This window comes from Ignavibacteria bacterium, assembly GCA_017302895.1.
GTDB lineage: Bacteria > Bacteroidota > Ignavibacteria > Ignavibacteriales > Ignavibacteriaceae > UTCHB3.
This window is the reverse complement of record JAFLBV010000003.1, coordinates 279,622-298,676: the sequence shown is the minus strand read 5'-3', so window position 1 is coordinate 298,676 and position 19,055 is coordinate 279,622. Positions and strand designations below refer to the sequence as shown.

General features: G+C 42.6%; 16 protein-coding genes. 1 reads left to right on the top strand and 15 read right to left on the bottom strand.

The features are described from left to right. Positions 1-4: 4 nt before the first annotated feature. From J0L60_13485 to J0L60_13445, 9 genes are all read right to left on the bottom strand, one after another. Entirely contained in the window at positions 5-1,120 is a 1,116-nt protein-coding gene (locus J0L60_13485) for an NAD-dependent epimerase/dehydratase family protein (protein ID MBN8547138.1), read from the bottom strand. A 6-nt stretch (positions 1,121-1,126) separates the two neighbouring features. Further along, positions 1,127-2,164, bottom strand: a complete 1,038-nt coding sequence (locus tag J0L60_13480; protein ID MBN8547137.1) for a polysaccharide biosynthesis protein — start codon at positions 2,162-2,164, stop codon at positions 1,127-1,129. Between the two features lie 11 nt (positions 2,165-2,175). Beyond that, the gene (locus J0L60_13475; GenBank protein MBN8547136.1) at positions 2,176-3,105 is read right to left on the bottom strand and encodes an SDR family oxidoreductase; all 930 of its coding nucleotides are present in this window, start codon (positions 3,103-3,105) and stop codon (positions 2,176-2,178) included. Positions 3,106-3,240: 135 nt separating this feature from the next. Next, on the bottom strand, positions 3,241-4,545 hold the full coding sequence (locus J0L60_13470) for a nucleotide sugar dehydrogenase (GenBank protein MBN8547135.1): 1,305 nt from the start codon (positions 4,543-4,545) through the stop codon (positions 3,241-3,243). Between the two features lie 20 nt (positions 4,546-4,565). Beyond that, entirely contained in the window at positions 4,566-5,681 is a 1,116-nt protein-coding gene (locus J0L60_13465; protein ID MBN8547134.1) for an SDR family NAD(P)-dependent oxidoreductase, read from the bottom strand. Positions 5,682-6,018: 337 nt separating this feature from the next. Beyond that, positions 6,019-8,418 carry a T9SS type A sorting domain-containing protein gene (locus tag J0L60_13460; GenBank protein ID MBN8547133.1) on the bottom strand — a complete coding sequence of 800 codons (2,400 nt, stop codon included), beginning with the start codon at positions 8,416-8,418 and terminating at the stop codon, positions 6,019-6,021. Between the two features lie 303 nt (positions 8,419-8,721). Then, positions 8,722-9,462, bottom strand: coding sequence for a WecB/TagA/CpsF family glycosyltransferase (locus tag J0L60_13455; GenBank protein MBN8547132.1), 741 nt, complete (start codon positions 9,460-9,462; stop codon positions 8,722-8,724). A 160-nt stretch (positions 9,463-9,622) separates the two neighbouring features. After that, positions 9,623-10,771 (bottom strand): glycosyltransferase family 4 protein, encoded by a 1,149-nt coding sequence (locus tag J0L60_13450; protein ID MBN8547131.1) that lies wholly within the window; start codon positions 10,769-10,771, stop codon positions 9,623-9,625. Positions 10,772-10,875: 104 nt separating this feature from the next. Then, positions 10,876-11,904, bottom strand: coding sequence for a glycosyltransferase family 4 protein (locus J0L60_13445; protein ID MBN8547130.1), 1,029 nt, complete (start codon positions 11,902-11,904; stop codon positions 10,876-10,878). Positions 11,905-12,027: 123 nt separating this feature from the next. On the opposite strand from J0L60_13445, the gene J0L60_13440 reads away from it, so the two are divergent. Beyond that, a complete protein-coding gene (locus tag J0L60_13440; GenBank protein ID MBN8547129.1) occupies positions 12,028-13,299 on the top strand; it encodes a glycosyltransferase family 4 protein in 1,272 nt (423 codons plus the stop codon). On the opposite strand, the gene J0L60_13435 is transcribed toward J0L60_13440, so the two are convergent. From J0L60_13435 to J0L60_13410, 6 genes are read right to left on the bottom strand one after another with little or no spacing between them, the layout of a single operon-like run. Further along, positions 13,288-14,499, bottom strand: a complete 1,212-nt coding sequence (locus tag J0L60_13435) for a glycosyltransferase (protein MBN8547128.1) — start codon at positions 14,497-14,499, stop codon at positions 13,288-13,290. The two genes, J0L60_13440 and J0L60_13435, sit on opposite strands and share 12 nt — an antisense overlap. A 6-nt stretch (positions 14,500-14,505) precedes the next feature. After that, complete coding sequence (locus J0L60_13430) at positions 14,506-15,378, bottom strand: DUF2520 domain-containing protein (protein MBN8547127.1); 873 nt, start codon at positions 15,376-15,378, stop codon at positions 14,506-14,508. Positions 15,379-15,406: 28 nt separating this feature from the next. Further along, the gene (gene amrB, locus J0L60_13425; GenBank protein MBN8547126.1) at positions 15,407-16,231 is read right to left on the bottom strand and encodes an AmmeMemoRadiSam system protein B; all 825 of its coding nucleotides are present in this window, start codon (positions 16,229-16,231) and stop codon (positions 15,407-15,409) included. Next, positions 16,224-16,775, bottom strand: coding sequence for an AmmeMemoRadiSam system protein A (gene amrA, locus J0L60_13420; protein MBN8547125.1), 552 nt, complete (start codon positions 16,773-16,775; stop codon positions 16,224-16,226). The genes amrB and amrA overlap by 8 nt, the downstream gene beginning before the upstream one ends. Further along, positions 16,772-17,536: a DUF4905 domain-containing protein gene (locus J0L60_13415; GenBank protein ID MBN8547124.1), complete on the bottom strand. Its 765-nt coding sequence runs from the start codon at positions 17,534-17,536 to the stop codon at positions 16,772-16,774. Before J0L60_13415 ends, amrA begins: the two co-directional genes overlap by 4 nt. Before the next feature lie 55 nt (positions 17,537-17,591). Next, positions 17,592-18,965 (bottom strand): tryptophanase, encoded by a 1,374-nt coding sequence (locus tag J0L60_13410; GenBank protein ID MBN8547123.1) that lies wholly within the window; start codon positions 18,963-18,965, stop codon positions 17,592-17,594. Between the last annotated feature and the right edge of the window lie 90 nt (positions 18,966-19,055).

Below are 19,055 nucleotides of genomic sequence, written 5' to 3'. Positions count from 1 at the left end.
TCGTTTATACTTCTTCAAAAATTGTGTCCGGGTTTTCCGGATCGAAAATTTCATTGCTCCAAAACAGAGTTAAAAGGTCAGATGACCCTGTGTTTTGGATATTGTGTGTATAATAAATTGGCATATCAACAATCACAGGATTTTCGCCTGAAACTTTGTACTCAATAATTTCGTCATCACAAATTCTTCTCAACTTGATAAGAGCCTCACCTTGAAGGACACAAAATCTTTCAATTTTGTTTGTGTGATAATGATTTCCTCTCACAATACCCGGCTTCGTAAGAGAGTAGAAGACCTGCCCGCCGGTGTTTTCTTTAATAATTTCGGTAAGAAATCCTCTATTGTCAACTTTTTTAACAAGACTGAAAGGGTAAAAATCAGGCATCAGATATGTCCTGAAGGTGTTAAAAAGAGTAATATCAAACCTGCTTTTTAAGTCGGGAATTCTTGCCTCTTTTACATATATCTCCGAAAACAAATTCAGTTTTTCCAACACTTCAGAAACTTTATACTCTGCGGTAAACCCAAGTTCAAGTTCAGAATTATTTTTCGGTTCTGCAATGAATCTGTAAATTTCTTCGATAACCTCAAACACATATATAAGCCCGACCGACCTGTCAATTTGAATTTCAGGTTGCTTTCCATTTGCCAAAAGGTGACAAAATGTGGCAATAAACGAGTTATAAAATGGTCTTCCGAAAGGACCATAAACATTGGGAATTATCAGTCCTGTAAAGTTGGATCCTTTTCTTTGACACCAATCTGCCAACAGCAGACGAGCTTCTTTTTTCGCATTCCCGTAGTTGTTATTGAGATGTTCCTGAGTGCTCGAAGAAAAAACGATATCGGGACACCGGTTTACTTTATCTGCTGCATCGCAAAGGATTTTAGCCAGATAAATATTCCGATCGTGAAGATATTTTTCGTCTTCATGACGGTTTACTCCTGCGAGGTGAACAATTACATCGCATTGTTCCACAAAAGCGCACATATCATCAAATTGATCGAACCACTCAACATCAAAATCGATAACCTGAATCTCGTCTTTTTTGCTTTGTAAAAAACGAAGCAGGTTTTGCCCCATAAATCCGTCAGAACCGGTTATTCCAACCCTGATCATAAAAATTTAGACTACTTCCACTTGTTTACCGGCGAGAGCCGCTTTGATTTCATCAAGACCACTGATCAAATCGATTGTTTCCTGCAAAGAGAGTCTATAGGTGTTTTCGGAAGTATAACCCTCAGCAGGTAACTGTGTTGATTCACCTTCTTCGAAATATTTATCGTAGTCGAGTTGCATCAAATTTTTTACTCGATAATAGTCATCATACTCCACGGCTTTCATGAGTTCTTCTCGCGTAACGAGAGTCTCATGCATTTTTTCGCCTTCACGGATGCCGATTGACTTTACACCTTTGTCGTAGTTGAAAATCTTCTTCATAGCTTCGGCCATATCTGTTACGGTTGCAGCCGGAGATTTTCTGACAAGGATATCACCGTTTTCACCATGTTCAAGCGCAAACAAAACGAGCTCGATTGCAATCGGCAAAGGAAGCAAATATCTCGTCATATTCAAGTCCGTCACCGTAAAAGGAAGGTTTCGGCCGATCTGTTCAACAAAAAGCGGAAGAACCGAACCCCTTGAATACATAACATTACCGTACCTGACTCCGCAAAAAACTGTATCAGAATATTTTGCCCTTGCTTTGGCGAGCATCAGTTTTTCCATCATCGCTTTGGACATTCCCATTGCATTTATGGGATAAACCGCTTTATCTGTACTTAGCACCACGATTTTATTTATGTTCCAATGCTCGGCAGCGTCTAACACATTACGGGAACCGATCACATTGGTTTTAACCATGTCAAATGGGAAGAACTCACCCGTCGGAACTTGTTTAAGTGCTGCGGCATGGAAAGTATAATCGACACCCTTCATCACATAGAACACGGATTCCCTGTCGCGAACATCTCCGATGATAAACGAAAGCCTTTTGTCGTGTTTGAATTTGTTTCTCATATCGTGTTGTTTTTTTTCATCACGACTGAAGATGATAATTTCTTTGGGGTCATTCCCGTTTAGTGCCCTGGTAACAAATGCGTTCCCAAATGAGCCTGTTCCACCTGTAATAAGGATTCTTTTATCTTTTAAAAAATCTGTCATCTACTATTCTATTAACCTTCAAAATTTTGAACTACTAATTTCAAACCACCACTAAACCTTACCCCCACCTCAAACCCTAGCTTCTCCTTAATCAAGCCAATAGCTGCAAAAGAGTGTTTCACATCTCCCGGTCTGGCGGATTCGTAAACGGGTTTTATGTTTTTGTCGAGGACTTTGTTGAGCTCCTCGATGAGTTCGTTTAGGGAGATTCGTTCGTGGCAGGCGATGTTCATCACGAGTCCGTATTCGTCCAATTGTTTTGTGGCAGCGAGAAGGTTCGCGTTAACTACATTTGAGACGAAAGTAAAATCTCTACTTTGTGTGCCGTCACCGTAGATAACGGGTTGACGGTCTTCTTTCATCGCGGTTATGAATTTCGGGATTACCGCCGAGTATTGTGATGTGGGATCCTGATTTGGGCCAAATACATTAAAATATCTGAGGGCAATTGTCTCGAGACCATAGAGGCGGTGAAAGACTTTCATGTAATATTCACCCGTAAGTTTTGAAACTGCATAAGGGGACATCGGATTTGGTGTCATTCCCTCGTGTTTTGGCAATTCGGGTGTATCGCCGTAAACTGATGAAGAGGAGGCAAAAACCACTCTTCTTACTCCAGAACCGCGTGCTGCGTCGAGGAGATTTAATGTTCCGCCGACATTCACATCGTTTGTTGAGATCGGGTCGTTTATCGATCTGGGAACGGAAGGAAGTGCCGCCTGGTGAAGAATAGCTTCAACACCGCGTACTGCCTGAACCACTGTGTGGTAGCTGCGGATATCACCTTCTATAATTTCTATGTCGTTCTCAAGTCCGAGGAGGTTTCTGCGGCGCCCCGTGGAGAAATTATCGAGTACACGGACGCTGTGCCCTTGCTTTAGAAGCTCGAGAACGATGTTTGAGCCGATAAACCCGGCACCACCTGTTACGAGAAACTTCATGCCACCACCAAGTTAGGTATTAGGTATAAGGTATTAGGTATTATTTTCCCATATACTTCAGTGGAATCCGTGCTAAATCCGTGTAACATTTCTCTGCTTTGCGATCTTTGCGGTTTCATATTTTGCAGTTTCATATTAAAGTCGCTCATCTACAAATTCTTTGTCGAAGAAGGATTTGACATCGTAGAGGACTATGTTCCTTGCTTTGAGGGCAGGGACATCTATGGCTTTGAATTCGTCATGGGCAACTGCGAGGATCATACCATCGTATTCGGTGGTGTTGAAATTTTCGCATGTTGTGAGATCGACTCCGTATTCGTGTCTTACTTCTTCGGCATCTGCGAGGGGATCACATACTTCGACTGCGCATCCGAATTCTTTGAGTTCTCTTATAATGTCTATCACTTTTGAGTTACGAATATCGGGACAATTTTCTTTAAATGTAATACCCAAAACGAGTACCTTGCTTCCCTGGATTTTGTAGCCCCCTTTTATGAGGAGTTTTACAAACTGGGAAGCGATGAATGCGCCCATTCCGTCGTTTATTCTTCTTCCTGCGAGGATAATTTCGGGGTGATAGCCGATATTTACTGCTTTATGGGTGAGATAGTATGGATCTACACCGATGCAGTGGCCACCTACAAGTCCGGGGCGGAAGGGGAGAAAGTTCCACTTCGTTCCTGCAGCTTCAAGAACTTCGACGGTATCAATTCCCATTTTGGTAAAGAGCATCGAGAGTTCGTTCACAAATGCGATATTGATGTCGCGCTGTGTGTTTTCAATTACTTTTGCGGCTTCAGCCACCTTGATCGAGGATGAAAGGTGTGTGCCGGCTTTTATTACGGTTTTATAAAGTTCGTTTACTGTATGCGCAATTTCGGGTGTACTTCCGCTAACCACTTTCTTGATTGTGCTTACGCGGTGTTCCTTGTCACCCGGGTTGATTCTTTCGGGGCTGTAGCCTGCGAAGAAATCTTTGTTGAAGTGCAGCCCGCTGAATTTTTCGATTACGGGGATACAATCTTCTTCTGTGCAGCCGGGATACACGGTTGATTCATAGACCACAACGGCACCGGGTTTTATTACACCTCCGACTGTTTCACTAGCCTTTACGAGGGGGGTGAGGTCGGGAATTTTGTAATCATCCACGGGTGTGGGAACAGTAACTATGAAGACATCCACATTGCGGAGTTCTTCTTTGTCGTATGAATAGACCAGATGTTTAGCTTCGGCAAGTTCTTCAGAATCCACTTCAAGGGTTCTGTCCTCACCTTTTTTGAGCTCTTCAACGCGTTTTGTGTTGATATCGAAGCCAATTACGGGAAATTGCCTGCCAAACTCGACTGCGAGGGGGAGGCCGACATAGCCGAGCCCTATTACCCCGATGACGAGTGTTCTGTTCTCTATTTTTTTAAGGAGTTCTGTGTTGTAGTCTGACATTTTCAATTAAAATTAAATATTTAGTTTGCTAAGTTATAATATTTCAACATTTTTTCAATCCCCTTTTCCATGGTTATGGCGGGTTTGAAGGTTAAAACATCGTTAATTTTGGAAATTTCACAATAGCTGTGAAGTATATCACCTGATCTGGGGGGGTCATACTTTGGTTTGACTTCCTTTCCAAGTTGCCCCGAGATGATTTTTATCAGGTCGTTCAGGGAGGTTTTTTCGCCGGAACCGAGATTATAGGTATTAGGTATTAGGTATAAGGTATTATTTTTTTCAGGTATGAGGTTTGAAGAATTATTTTCAGGTATGAGGTATGAGGTATGAGGTATGAGCTCATCGCTTAAAGACTCCTCTGCGTTCTCTGCGGCCTTTGCGGTTTCTGTTTTGGATTCCACAGATGAATTAATACCTAATACCTTATACCTAATACCTTCCTTTGCGGTTTCTTCCAACGCTCTTTCATGTGCATGGACGAGATCGGATATATATATAAAATCTCTGGTTTGCTCGCCGTCGCCGAAGATTACGGGGGTGCCGCCGTCTTTTATGATGCTGAGGAATTTGGGGATTACGGCTGAATATTCCGAGAAGGGGTTTTGCCTCGGACCATATACATTAAAGAAACGGAAGATAACGACGGGGAGTCCAAAAGCTGTGTTGTAGAACCGGCAGAGTTTTTCGCCGAGGAGTTTGCTAAGTCCGTAGGGTGAAAGGGGGTTATCGGGATTTTTCTCGGTTATGGGGAGGATTTCCGTATCGCCATATACCGCAGATGAGGAGGCGAATGTTACTCTTTTTACTTTGTGTTGAAGTGCTGCCTCGAGTACATTTTGGGTACCCATGAAGTTGACTTCGTATGTTTCAACGGGATTTTTGAACGATGCGGGAACCGACGCCAAAGCTGCCAGGTGAATTACTGCGTCACATCCTGCCATTACTTCGTTTACGATGGAGGTGTCGCGGATATCGCCTTCCACTATTTTAAGATTTTGCGGGATGTGCGAGAGGTTTTCGCGTTTCCCTGTGGTAAAATTGTCGAGTACCACCACTTCCCACCCCTTGTTTGAGAAGTTTTCCGCCATGTGTGAGCCGATGAAGCCTGCTCCGCCTGTGATTAGTATACGCATTTAGAGGCCTTTGTAAACCGCAGAGGACAGGTTAGGTATTAGGTATAAGGTATTAGGTATTAGTTTTCCTGAATAATCTGTGTTGATCTCCCGAAGGGATGCCTTTGGCATGTCTAATCTGCTTACTATGTTTCTCTGCGGTTTATTCAATTTCATCTTCCGGAAATTTTAATTTTTTGTGTCGTAAAGTTATGACTAAAATATGAAACTGCAAAGGACTACCTCTCCCCCGACCCCTCTCCTATGAGGCGAGGGGAGTATTGGCTTAAAATTCACATACCACTATTTAAGAGTATGGTTCCCCTTTCTTTTTAGGAGAGGGGCAAGGGGTGAGGTATCATTTCAACAGTATCATTTTTCGGGTTTGGCGATATTTACCGGCATCGAGTGTGTAGATATAAAAACCGGATGCAAGATTGGTGCCGGTGAATTTGATGTCGTAGTATCTGCCGGCGTCCGCAATTCCGTCAAAAAGGGTTGCAACTAATTCACCCATAAGATTATAAACTTTGAGTGTGGCTTTTGTATTCTCTTTTAGCACAAATTTTATGGATGTTTCAGGGTTGAAGGGGTTCGGATAGTTTTGTTCGAGTAAATATCCATTCGGGAGATTATCGATCAGGACTTCCACTTCCTTACTGTACTCAAATTCACCATCGTTGTCGATTTGTTTGAGGCGGTAGGAATATTTGCCCGAGCCGGTCGGCTTGTCGGAGAAGTTGTAATATTTCGGGGAGTTGGAAGTGTAGTGTCCCTCAACAAAGCCGATTTTTGTCCAGACGGTGGAATTGTCTTTCCTCTCAATTTCGAATCCGTAGTTATCGACCTCTGTTGCTGTCTCCCAGTTGAGTTGAACTGTGTTGTTTCTTACGGATGCTGTGAAGGAGATCAGTTCCACAGGGAGGGGAGCGTTATAGGATTTTATTACGGTGCCCGTGTTGCCCGAGACCAGCACTGTTGAACCGTCAATAAGTGCTGCACTCATAAGGTTCTTATCGGTGACTTGTGCAGATTTAGTCCAGGTAGTTCCTCCATCGGTTGTTTTGAGAATGGTTCCGCTGTTACCAACGATTATTCCATTGTTAGCATCTGAGAAGCGGACGGATTGGAGATGGTAATATGTAATAGAAGTTAGAGTGTCCCAATTTCCTCCCGAATTAGTTGATTTGAAAATTTTGCCATTATTGCCAACAGCCCATCCAATAGCAGGAGTTGAAAACCAGATTGAATTGATGGTTCCTACAGCAGTTACCGCGACAGACCAGGAATTGCCTTTGTCTGCAGTTTTGAATATCTTTCCCGTAGTTCCAGCACAATAAGCGACCGAAGTCCCAGAATAATGGATTGAATTTAAATCCCCAGCAGTTCCAACCGCAATATTTAACCAACTGATTCCACCATTCGTGGTATAATATGTATTTTTGGAAGAACCTACGACAATTATCTCATTTTCATTTAAGGCTGATATCTCATTTAGATATATATTTGTAGAAGCTGTATAATTTAGGAACCAGGTAACACCACTGTCTGTAGTTTTATATATTTTGTTTTTTGCAACGAAGTACCCGGTTAATGCAGAAACAAATTTCAAATCTTTAATTGTGTCGGTTAGGCCTGAAGTCAGGGAAATCCAAGAGTTCCCCCCGTCAGTAGATTTAATAATAACCCCACCCACTCCCGCCGCCCAGATGGTAACTCTATCCAGAGTGTAGATACTATTCAGATTCTTAGATGTTATTGAATTTGTTTTCTTTGTCCATGTTTGGCCAGAGTCTACAGTATTATATTGAATACCGGATGACCCGAGGATAATTCCATTTCTGGAAAGATTTGAGGCAGCATTCGTCAAAGCTACAGAAGGGGAAGGTGCTTCGGAAGGAGTGTTCCAACTAAAACCGCCATCAAATGAGTTGGTAATTCTTTCGTCGGAAGTGAACGCTACAACAGTTGAGCCGGTAATGAATGCAGCAGAGCTGTAACTTAGGCCGGTACCTCCTCTTAGGAGGGGAGTCCAGTCGGTTCCTGAGTTAGAACTTACAATAAGTTGCTCGGAATTGGATAATACTACAACTTTGTACCCCAACGAAATAATAGCCTTTACAATTCGAGGCGAAGGATCACTTGAAAAAAGATAAGAACTTTGCCAGCTCCATCCACCGGAGAGGTTAGCAGAGAAAACTTCACCGAAATTTGTTCCAAAGAGTAATTTATTCTCAGAGACCGCTTGAAAAGTAGTAATTGAGCTTCCGTTTATGTCGAAATAATCGATTATTACCGTCCAATTCACCCCCGTATCAGTCGAGCGATAAATCTTATTCTCAACCCGTAAGAAGGCCAAAGCCGAGGAAACGAATTGGATTTGTGCAATCGCCGCCGATACACCCGATATCGCGACAAGATTCCAAGTGAGACCTGCATCTGTAGTTTTAAGAAGAGTGGCGTCATCCCCACCTACAAAACAGGTTGTGGAATTAACGGCAGAAATTGTGCCCAGGTTGGCAGAGAGATTTGACTGGATATGGCTCCAAGAGCTGCCATGATCGGTTGATCTCAGTATCAAACCATACGGTCCCACAGCCACGAGTATATTTGTACCAGGTAAATAAGCAGACGCATTTATACCACTCCCCATCGGTTTGGGGTTTAGCCATGTCCAGTTGTCTTGCGAAAAAGCAGTTAAGTTAAGTAAAAACAGTATTATTGTGCAGTAAGCAGCCTTAAATATGTAGTTCTTCATGTTTTGTCAAGTATTTTTTATGGTTATTGATATAGGTCCCACACTATACAAACCATGGCTGTAAAATTATGAAAGTATATATTGATGACCAAATAATTTCTTCGTCTGAATCAGGATTTTCAGAATTTAAGGATAAACAGGATGGATCTATTATTCATGATTTATTATTTATAAGTGCGAACTCCGAAATATCTGTCTTATCCTTGGTACCGCCCCCCTGCCCCCCTCCTTGAAAAGGTGGGGGAACTACCCCCTCTGTGGAGCCTGTGGTTTATTTCCCCTCTTTGCGGTCTTTGTGGTTAATTATTCAATTTTTAAGATGATTTTAACGGCAAATTTGAAGCCTTCCCACATCATTGAGAGGACGGGAAGGAGGAGTCGTCGGGGTTCCTGAATTATTCGATATAGCCAGGCAAGTCCTAGTTTTTTGATCCATTTAGGGGTTATTTTGGTTTTTCCGGCGATTACATCTACCATTCCACCGCAGAGGTGGATAATTCTTACATTGAGGTGGTGCCGGTGGTTATGGGCGAATAGTTCTTTTTTAGGGGTGGAGATACCAACGAGGAGGATATCGGGGGCGAACTTGTTGATCCTCTCCACAATCGAGTCTTCTTCATCATGGGTGAAGTAGCCGTTGATTCCCGGGTAGACTGTTTTTACCTGATATTGACTTCGAATGTTTGAAGTGGCGGCACGGTTTGCTTCTTCTGTCGCTCCCAAGATCATAACCGAATAGTTGTTTTTCGCAGCTTTTTTTAATAATTCCAGAGTAAACCAGGAAGTGTAGAGTTCCGTTTTCAACTTCTGTCTCATCAATTTCATGAAGAGATAAAGTCCCCTGCCATCGATGAGGATAAGATCAAAGTTGTTGGTAATTTCGAGGAGTCCGGGTGTTTTCTTCATAAGACCGGGTGAACCGATGTGTCTCCAATAAATCACCATCTGCTTTCCATTCAGAATGGTCGAATCCACTTCTGACCAAAGTTCTTCTTCGGTGAAATCGGAGATGGCGAGGCCATGGAAGTTGAGTTTTTCTATCATGTCAGAAGATTGAAGGCTGAGGGTTGAAAAATAAAAGAACAGGACGCGGATGCACGCAGATCTTACGGAGTTTCACAGAGGGGGTAGTTCCCCCACCTTTACAAGGAGGGGGGCAGGGGGGCGGTACCAAAGATAAGACAGATATTCCTGACCTCATACTTCAAACCTCATATTTCATACCTTCCTCATTGGTTGCGTTTATCAAAATTTGCATTAAACCTGAATAGAATTTCTCGATTGTGAATTTTTCCTCAAATGTTTTGCGATTTTGCTCACCCAATTTAAGGATTAGGTCAGGATTGGTTAAAAGAGTTGCTAGATTTTCAGGTGTTGGGAGTGTCCAGGGGTTATATCCGATCATATCGGTAATTGCACCGATGGGATTGGAGAGAATTGCAAGTCCTGCTCTCATAGCTTCAAGAATTACTAATGGCATGGCATCTTTTTTTGTCGGGTAAATGAAAATATCCGATTGTTCATACAAGGCGAGAAGATTATCTCCCTTTACGCTTCCGACATATTTAACTTTTTCTGTAAGACCGTTGGCATCGATTAGTTTTTGGAGATCTGTTGCAGTTATGTAGTTTTCCTCGCCGGCGATTTTGCAGGTGAAGGGATGGCCGCGTTTGTGAACCTCAGCAAGCAATTCGATAAGTTCTGGAATTCCCTTATAATCATAAAAATTACTCACAAACAATAAATTTTGCAACACTTCTCCCCCCACCTTTACAAGGAGGGGGGCTGGGGGGGCGGTCGCAAGGAAGGGGGCTGGGGGGGCGGTCGCAAGGGAGGTCGGGAGCGGGGCAATTCCATTTGGAAGGATGTGGATTTTATTGGGGGAAAGGAATTCCAAATCTTCTCTTAGTTTTTCAGAGAGCGTAATTATCTCACTGTTATTGAATGCGAAAAGGTAAAGACTTTTGTAAAATTTTGATTTTTGTGATGTTTCTTTTAAGCCCGTGCCATGCAGGTGGAAAATTATATTTCTTCTGAAAAATTTCAGAATCAGGATAAAGAGGAAGTCTCTCAGAAATGCTGATCCGGTCAGGGATGGAACAAAGTAAACGAGATCGGGCCAAAAAGTCAGGACTGTAAATTTCGTTTTTGCAATGTTCAGGAAGAGCTTCATAAGCTTGGCGGGAGTAAGACCACCTGTACTTTTCACATCCTTTGCATAACTTAGGCCGATAACTTTTGTGTTAAACTCCTTGAACAACTTTCCGTTCTCGAGAACAGAGCAGCACATCTTCGTTACACCCGTCACGGGTGGTGGAAGTTTTAACATGAGGAGGAGTTTTTTTTTCTTCATGCAGTGGATCTTGGTAAAAAGGGACGCGGATGCACGCAGATTGTACGGATTATCGCAGAGATTCTTAGAGTAAAATTTCTTGGCAGATCAGGATAAGCAATCACTCAACCACCAACGCTATTTAATGATGACAACAGATCTTCGGTCACAGCTTTTATTGTTGGTGGTGCATCAAACTCAAATTTATACTTTCCTTCCAGGATTTCGATTGCCTTTTGTGCCCAGAGTTCCACATCATTTTCAAGAACAAAACCACTTTTGCCGGAAATAATCAAATCATCAGCTGCCCCGGCATTTGGAGAAATAATTACAGGCACGCCGGCTGAAAGAGCTTCGTTTGCTACAACACCCCAGGGGTCATTTTCTGTCGGGAACAGTAGTAATCTGCTCTTAGAATAGCAGGATTGAAGATGTTTTTGTTTAACATATCCTGCAAAAGTGTGTTGAATCCCATAGACATCCAGTTTTTGCTTCATCATCTCTCGAAGCGGGCCATTACCCAATACCAAAACCTTGAGTTTTTTGATTCGATTGACTATTGCTGCCACCTCAACAAAAAATAATGGAAGTTTTCGAGGTATAATTTGACCCGAAAACACTAAATCAAATTCTTTCACCACTTCAGAATCCGACTTGAACGGGAAGTGGCAAGCATCCGGGAGAATGGGTAAAACATGAATGACTGAAGTATTTGAGGTTTTGGTTGATTCAGTAATGTGAACTTTGGATTTTAGTCCCGGAACAATAAAATGATCTGCGTGCCGGTATAGATATTTTCTAAGATACTGCGAAGGTTTGCTCAGTTTTGAGAAAGGGAGTTGCCACATATCAGTGAAAATGGAAATTTTGATTTTTTCCTGCTTAGCAAAGAAAAAAAGCTTTAAAATATGCTTATTCACTCCGCCAAGGATCACCACATCCGGATGAAATTTCGATGCGATTTCAACGGCACTTTCGTGACTTCTGATAAAGTGGTGTGAATGTTTAATATGAGGACGATGCCACTCATGCCCTTCAACTGAAGAATCAGTATAGATCACGAAAAACTTCTCACCAAGTTGAACTCCGAGTTCATCATATAAATGTACCCGATATGGAGCCGGAAAATTAGTGACAAGTAAAATTTTTTTCATGGATTCTGTGGTAATCTTCGTTTATGGAGCATTTGATTTTCGTATTATCCTCTATTTCATCCCCCAAAATTAATATATTGGGGCTCAATAATAAAACTTTTCACTTCACTGAATTAAATTCCGTTGCAAAAGCTCAAAGTACTCTGGTTTACAAACACTCCATCGCTGCTGACTCCCGAAATCACGGGAGGAGAGATATCTGAGGGGAGCTGGATATCTTCTCTGGAGCTGCTGATTCGAGAAAAAGAACCGGACATCGAGTTACATATCGCTTTTTTCGGGAATTGCGATAAAATAGAAGTCGTTCAGTTCGAAATTGTCACTTATTATAAAATCCCGAGACCGGGAAAGGTGGGGAGATGGATTAGGAGACTGATTTTAATTCCGCATACCCGTTCTGATGTACGAAATATCCTGGAAGTGGTGAAAAAAGTCAAACCCGGACTGATTCATGTTTTTGGTACGGAGTCGGTTTTTGGAATGATCGCTGACAAGGTGGGAATTCCAGTTTTGATACAGATTCAAGGGATAGTAAGTTCATTTATCCCTGTTTATTTTGGCAATCTTTCGTTGAAGAAGGTCGTGAATAGTGCAGGCATAAAGGATTTTCTTTCGGCGGGGGTTCTTTTTCGTTATTTGAATGAAAAAAAACGGGCAAAGCGGGAACTTCAGATTCTCAAAAAGACGAAATATATCCTTGGCAGAACAGGTTTTGACAAGTCTTTTGCATTTCAAGTAAATCCGGGTGTTAAATATTACCATCTCGACGATGTGATTCGCCTGGATTTTTTTGTTGAACGATCACAAAAGCAAAGATCAGTCAGACCTGTTTTACTGACGGTAATTCATGCTGAATATTATAAAGGGTTGGATTTGATATTTCAAACCTGTGAGGAATTACAAAGACACGATATCGATTTCGAATGGAGAATAGCCGGGTTAAGCGAAAACGACCCAATCGTCAAGGTAATCAAAAAAGCCGCTGGATTCACAAACAGCAAACCAAAGATTTCCTTCCTTGGAAAGATTGGAGCAAACCAACTGGTTGATGAGATGATAGGCAGTAATATTTACATCCATCCTTCTTTTATCGAAAACTCTTCAATTGCCGTTTGCGAGGCGATGTGCCTTGGATTCCCTGTGATTGCTGCGAATGTTGGGGGTACACCATCGATAATTGAAGATGGAGTTTCAGGGGTTCTGTATCCTCCCGGCAATTCGGAAGAGCTTGTACTGGCAATCAAAAAAATAATGGACGACCCTGATTTTGCCCGTGTCCTGGGTGAAAACGCAAGGAAAAGTGCTTTGGTGAGACACAATTCTGAAACGATTTACCGTGAATTGAGAAAAATTTATTCGGAAGTATCGGGCTTTAACTTCACATCATCTGAATGACATCAGAAACGGTGCGAGTTTCTTTCCCTCAATTATGTGATTAAACTTCTCGAGTGCGGCTTTCCTTCCATTTGAGCCAATTTCTGTTGCAACAGATTCGTTCTGAAGTAAGAACTCCATTTTAACGCGAAAATCTTCATCATCACCCGGGATGGCGAAACACGCATCCTTCATGTCTTCCAGATATAGAGTTGCATCACCAACTGAAGTAAGCAAAACCGGATTCCCGGTGAGAAGGTATTCACCAAGTTTTGAGGAAAAGCCTCCCTCTGCCTGTTTACTCCAAGGACGCGGAAGCACCAGCAGCCTGGCATTTTTTTGGTAGTTAGACACTTCATTCCTGCTTCTCAAACCAAGAAACTCCACTCTTCCTTCAACCCCAAGTCGTTTCACATGATCGTGATAAATTGGGTTGTTCTCCCCTATTATTACCAGCATCAATCCGGGGAACTTGCCTGCGATCTTTGAGAATGCGGTGATTAGACCTAGGAGTCCGTCTTTTGAAGAAAATTGGCCTCCCGGATTAAAATCGAATCCGGTATATAAAATGTAATTTTCTGGAGTAGAGATGGAGTTGTCGATGGAATCAAATCTCATCGGGTCAACCGTCATTGGGAGCAAGTAAACCGGCTTTGAATCTAAAGCGGCACTTCTTACAAAATCTCTTAGTGCCGTCGAGATTACGATGAATCCGTCAAGAAGTTTGAAGGAGATTTTTTCTGATATGAACTTTTCAAGCTTTGCGTACTTACCCGGAAAGAGAATGTAATCAGGGAAGTCATCGAAATTATAAATGCATTTCAAACCTATAAGTTTTACAACCAAAACATATAAAAAAAGTGTGATCCCATCAAGGGGTCCTTTAATAATGACAGGACCCAATCGTGAATCCTCGTTTTCTGCTTTGAGATAAACAAACAGATTTGCTAGTCCGGCTATGAAGTTTAGATATCTCCCGGTGAGGGTGGCAGGTCGCACCACAGATTTAACCAGATACCTGAATGTAATTCCCTGATAGACACCTTCTCTATTCTGATTACGGGTATCGCCTTTCCTCTCAGTCGAACGGGGAATTAAAACTTCAACATCGAAACCTGCGGCTTGGATTGCCTTTGCATTCTGAAGAGTCATTGCCGTCCCACCACCACCCTCGGGAAATGAGACAGGGAAGATGTACTTTACCTTCACTTTACCCGACAAAACTACTCACTTCCCGGTTTCCTCGTTTTTTGAGATCGTAATTTCAATATTGATCCCGAGCATTTTCGCTGTTACTTCGGAGAGGCGTATATATGTTAAAAGTTGCTGACGAGTCCGTTCGTCACTGTCGAGGGCATCGAGATGCTTTTGAAGTGTATCATAATCTTTCCGGGGAATTACCCCCGAGACGGCATTTTCCGGTCCTTTTGCAAGAATGTTTTCTATTGTGGTTTCAATAATCGGACTAAATATCTTAAAATAGTCTTTTTTATTGCCCCCTGCCAGTTCGAACATGGTTATGGAGTCTGCGATAATTGCCGGGAAGAAATTTGATGCAAAAACAGCAGCCAGGTGATAATAAACTTTCAATTCAGCTTTTATGAAGAAGGGCTTCAGTTCAAGTTTTTTCGCAATCTGCTTCATGAATTTTTCAGCATTATCCGTGGATGCTTCTATGCAAACAGGCAAATCCCACAGAGAGACCCGGCTTCTTGAAGGAAAACTTTGCGGTATGTGAAACGAACCCGTCATTGCCCCCTTCTTCTTCAGGGAAGAAAGTTCTTCGGAGGTTTTCGAGCCCGAAAGGTGTATGAAGAGACACTTCTTGAAGTCCAGGGGAAGTGTAGCGAGTGTATCAGCCACTTCTTTGATGGCAGAATCTGGAACAGAAATTACACACAACTGAAATTTCGAGGCGTATTTTGCAATTTCCTTTATATCTGTGGAGACTCTATCCACCATGAACTCTTCAGCAAATTTCTGAAGTGGTTCTTCCGATCTGTTGGAGGCAAAACGAACAGAATGCCCGACATCAACCAAAGCATCAGCCAAAGACCACGCTGCTCTTCCCGTTCCTACAAAAGCGACATCAAACTCCAATAATTGCCTCTAACTTATTTTTTCATAATCAATTATAAAATGCTGCCGAGAGGTACCCGACAACGGAAGTGTTGTCGCCTGAAACATCACCTGAATCGGAACGGTGGAGCAGAAGCGAATGTTTTACTCCGGCTCTTTTTGTAGCTTTCATGAGTGCGACTACGAGACCGCCACCACAGGCATGTGTTATCTGTCTCTCGAGATCTTCTTCCAAAGCTTCAGGGTTGTACTCAACAATACGGTCAGCGATCACAGAGTCAAGTTTATGCGCAACGGGTTTGGAATAAAAATGTGAAAGGTCGCTCGAGGCAACCACGAGGGTGTCATCATCCATCACCTCAAGGACGGCTTTGGAGAGTTCATTGATATTTGCATGTGACTGATCACCCATGACGACAGGAACAAACTCAAAATCGTTACCGTAAATTTGCTGTAAAAAGGGGAGATGCACTTCAACTCCGTGCTCGTCCCTGTGCCCGGCTTTGCTTCTCATGATTCTTGGGGAAGTGCCGGTCATCTTTTGCGCAATATTTTGATCGACACTTATCCTGCCCAAAGGAGTTTCGTAAGCATCACCATCATAGATTGAAATTCCGCCGAAATATTCCCGGTGGCTTGGAGAGAGGATAATTACCTTTGTGTATTTTTTGTCCGCTATGTTTTTGTAGGCATAAGCAGCCGTCAGACCGGAGTACATATACCCTGCATGCGGAGCAATGATTCCGGGTATAAATTCCTCTTTCACTGGCGAAGGCGGCACTTCACTAAACAGACGGGTCATTTGTCGTTCAAGCTTTTCAGGTGTTGCAGGATAAAACATTCCTGCAACTGCGGGTTTTCTTATTTCAGCCATAAATTTCCTCCTCTGAGAAGACTTCCGCTGTAAAAGCCTGCATTTTCAGTTGTTTTTGCGTCCAGAGCCGTGGTGGAAGTCCTGCTTTTTTACAAAGTTCGGTTAGAAACTCATCCTTATCCATGTTATGCTCGATTGGTACCTGTGGCAGGAAAAGGGCGCTTCTGTATCCTTCACGAATAATCACACCGTGGGTACCGAGAACAATGCTGTCATAATCGGGCATGTCAAACGGAGGTGAAAGCACCGATATCTCTATCGCGATGTGCCTCCATTCATGTGCGGTAACGGGAGGGAATCTTGGATCTTCCCTTGCAGCCAAAAGCGCAGCTTCCTTTATCGTTTTATGCAAAGGTTCCACGCCTTTGATGAAGCCGATGCAACCTCGCAAGTCACCGTGCTTGTGCAATGTGACAAAACATCCGCTCATCGTGTCGAACACCCCGTTTGCCGGCAGTTGAATTGTTTCTTTAGTGAGACCGAGCGAGTGTTCAATGGCATTTCTTGCTCCCCTTAGCAGCAGTTTTTTTTCTTCAAGTGTCATGTTTTTATCTCCCGAATCTCAATACTCTTTTTGTTGATAATCAAAAAGAGAAGATTCTTGTAAATAAAGCAACTTTCGGCTATGAGATTCTCCGTTCTGCTGTTGAGAACCTCTTTTTTGATCACTTTCTTTTTTTCACTGTCGACTACCAGCAACTCATTCAGGAAACCCTTCTCCCGGCTGCCCCGGTGGGTATTCAGAAAGATGAGAGAGTCCTTCGCAAATATTTCCGAAACTTCTACAATGGTTCCTTCTGGCATCAGTTTCTCAATATATCCGCCGTCGTTATATTTGGAGAGGTTGAAGTTTTCAGGGTAAATAAACTGATCAAAAGATTCTTTTTCAGCGGCTTCAGTTATCATCTGATTAATCGGGGCACTGTCTTCGCCAAGTTCATCAATTATTTGCCCGGTGTCCTTGTCCAACAGGAAATACTCCTGCGATTCAAACTTCTGTCTGAATGCAAAAACGCCCCGTTCGTTATTCAGTAAAAAAGCGAGATCAGGTTCCTGCCACAAATAAGATTGTTTTTCGATATCGTAGCAGAAAATCCCTTTGTGAAAGGGGAGTCCTTGTGATCTGTAACTGTGAAAAAGTATCCTTTTACCTTTAAATACTTCAACACCACTCCAGAATTTTTCAGGAGTGCAGAACTTGTTAAGCAAAGTCCTTCCCGTGGAAAGCTCAAAGACATGGTAGAAAGCTTCCCTTTTGTCGGCATCACGCTCCTCAACGAGCAGGTGGTCAGGTTCGGAAAGCATCAGCCTCCAGACCTTATATTCAAAATCGAATTTTTGCCTTAGTTTGAGTTGTTTACTAATCCACATAATCAAATTTCGCTGTGAAGTGTCTCAACATCGGAGCCTGTTCCGTGATTTTCATACCGCGAAGTTCAGATCTTCTCTTGAACACATCAATTATCACCTCAATCATGTAGTCGAAATGACTTTGGGTGTAAACTCTTCGGGGAATTGCCATTCTTACAAGTTCCATTGCAGGTGAGATGTGTGTCCCGTCGGGAAGTTCTTTACCAAACATTACACTTCCAATCTCACATGCTCTGATTCCGCCTTCGAGATACAGCTCGCAGACAATGGATTGTCCCGGGAACCGGTACTGCGGAATGTGTGGTGCAAATCTGATTGCGTCGAGGTAAATTGCGTGTCCTCCCGGTGGTTCGAGTATCGGCACATCATTTTTTACGAGTTTTTCCCCGAGATATTCCACGCACCTTATTCTGTACTCGAGATAATGTTCGTCAAGGATTTCAACAAGTCCCTGAGCGATTGCTTCAAGATCTCTGCCTGCAAGTCCACCGTAAGTTGTGAATCCCTCAGTAACTATAAGCAGGTTTCTGCATGACATTGCAAGACTGTCATCGTTCATCGCGAGGAATCCGCCAATGTTTGCAAACGCATCTTTTTTCGCACTCATTGTGCAGCCATCGGCATAAGAAAACATCTCCTGAGCAATCTCAAGGGGTGTTTTATTCTCGTAACCCTTTTCACGCTTCTTTATGAAATACGCATTTTCTGCAAACCGGCATGCATCAAGAAAGAATGGAATGCCGTACTTGGTACAAATAGCCTTTGTCTCTTTGATGTTCTGCATCGAGACAGGTTGACCGCCGCCTGAGTTGTTGGTTACAGTCATCAAAACGAGGGGGATGTTCTCCGCGCCGGTCTTTTTGATAAAAGCCTCCAAAGCAACAATATCCATATTCCCTTTAAAGTCGGCTTTCATTTCAGGATGTTTTCCGATTTCTGTCATAAAGTCAACAGCCTCAGCCCCTGAATATTCAACATTCGCACGAGTGGTATCAAAATGCGTATTGCTGCAGAAATATTTCCCTTTTCCTCCCAGCACTGTGAAAAGTATCTTTTCCGAGGCTCTTCCCTGATGTGTCGGGATCACATTTTTCAGACCGGTGATTTTCTTCACAGCAGAGTCAAACTTGTAAAAACTTTTTGATCCTGCATAAGACTCGTCACCGAGCATTATACCGGCCCATTGTTCCGAACTCATCGCGGAAGTGCCGCTGTCCGTAAGCAGGTCAATCAACACATCATCTGCATGTATTGAAAAGGGGTTATATCCGGCATTTTTCAGGATTTGAGTCCGTTCTTCTTTTGTTGTAAATCTGATTGGCTCAACTGCTTTTATTTTAAATGGTTCTATTATTGTTCTCATTTGCATTTTCTTCTTAAGATATAAAAATATGTGATCAAAAATGATGAAAATTTCTGGAATCTCAATGAAAAAAATATTGAAGTTTGACGG

Bases quoted from the DNA above. Each gene is read 5' to 3' on its own strand.
- J0L60_13485 (MBN8547138.1), bottom strand. From the start codon at position 1,120: ATGATCAGGGTTGGAATAACCGGTTCTGACGGATTTATGGGGCAAAAC.
- J0L60_13480 (MBN8547137.1), bottom strand. From the start codon at position 2,164: ATGACAGATTTTTTAAAAGATAAAAGAATCCTTATTACAGGTGGAACA.
- J0L60_13475 (MBN8547136.1), bottom strand. From the start codon at position 3,105: ATGAAGTTTCTCGTAACAGGTGGTGCCGGGTTTATCGGCTCAAACATC.
- J0L60_13470 (MBN8547135.1), bottom strand. From the start codon at position 4,545: ATGTCAGACTACAACACAGAACTCCTTAAAAAAATAGAGAACAGAACA.
- J0L60_13465 (MBN8547134.1), bottom strand. From the start codon at position 5,681: ATGCGTATACTAATCACAGGCGGAGCAGGCTTCATCGGCTCACACATG.
- J0L60_13460 (MBN8547133.1), bottom strand. From the start codon at position 8,418: ATGAAGAACTACATATTTAAGGCTGCTTACTGCACAATAATACTGTTT.
- J0L60_13455 (MBN8547132.1), bottom strand. From the start codon at position 9,462: ATGATAGAAAAACTCAACTTCCATGGCCTCGCCATCTCCGATTTCACC.
- J0L60_13450 (MBN8547131.1), bottom strand. From the start codon at position 10,771: ATGAAGAAAAAAAAACTCCTCCTCATGTTAAAACTTCCACCACCCGTG.
- J0L60_13445 (MBN8547130.1), bottom strand. From the start codon at position 11,904: ATGAAAAAAATTTTACTTGTCACTAATTTTCCGGCTCCATATCGGGTA.
- amrB (MBN8547126.1), bottom strand. From the start codon at position 16,231: ATGGCTGAAATAAGAAAACCCGCAGTTGCAGGAATGTTTTATCCTGCA.
- amrA (MBN8547125.1), bottom strand. From the start codon at position 16,775: ATGACACTTGAAGAAAAAAAACTGCTGCTAAGGGGAGCAAGAAATGCC.
- J0L60_13415 (MBN8547124.1), bottom strand. From the start codon at position 17,536: ATGCTTTCCGAACCTGACCACCTGCTCGTTGAGGAGCGTGATGCCGAC.
- J0L60_13410 (MBN8547123.1), bottom strand. From the start codon at position 18,965: ATGAGAACAATAATAGAACCATTTAAAATAAAAGCAGTTGAGCCAATC.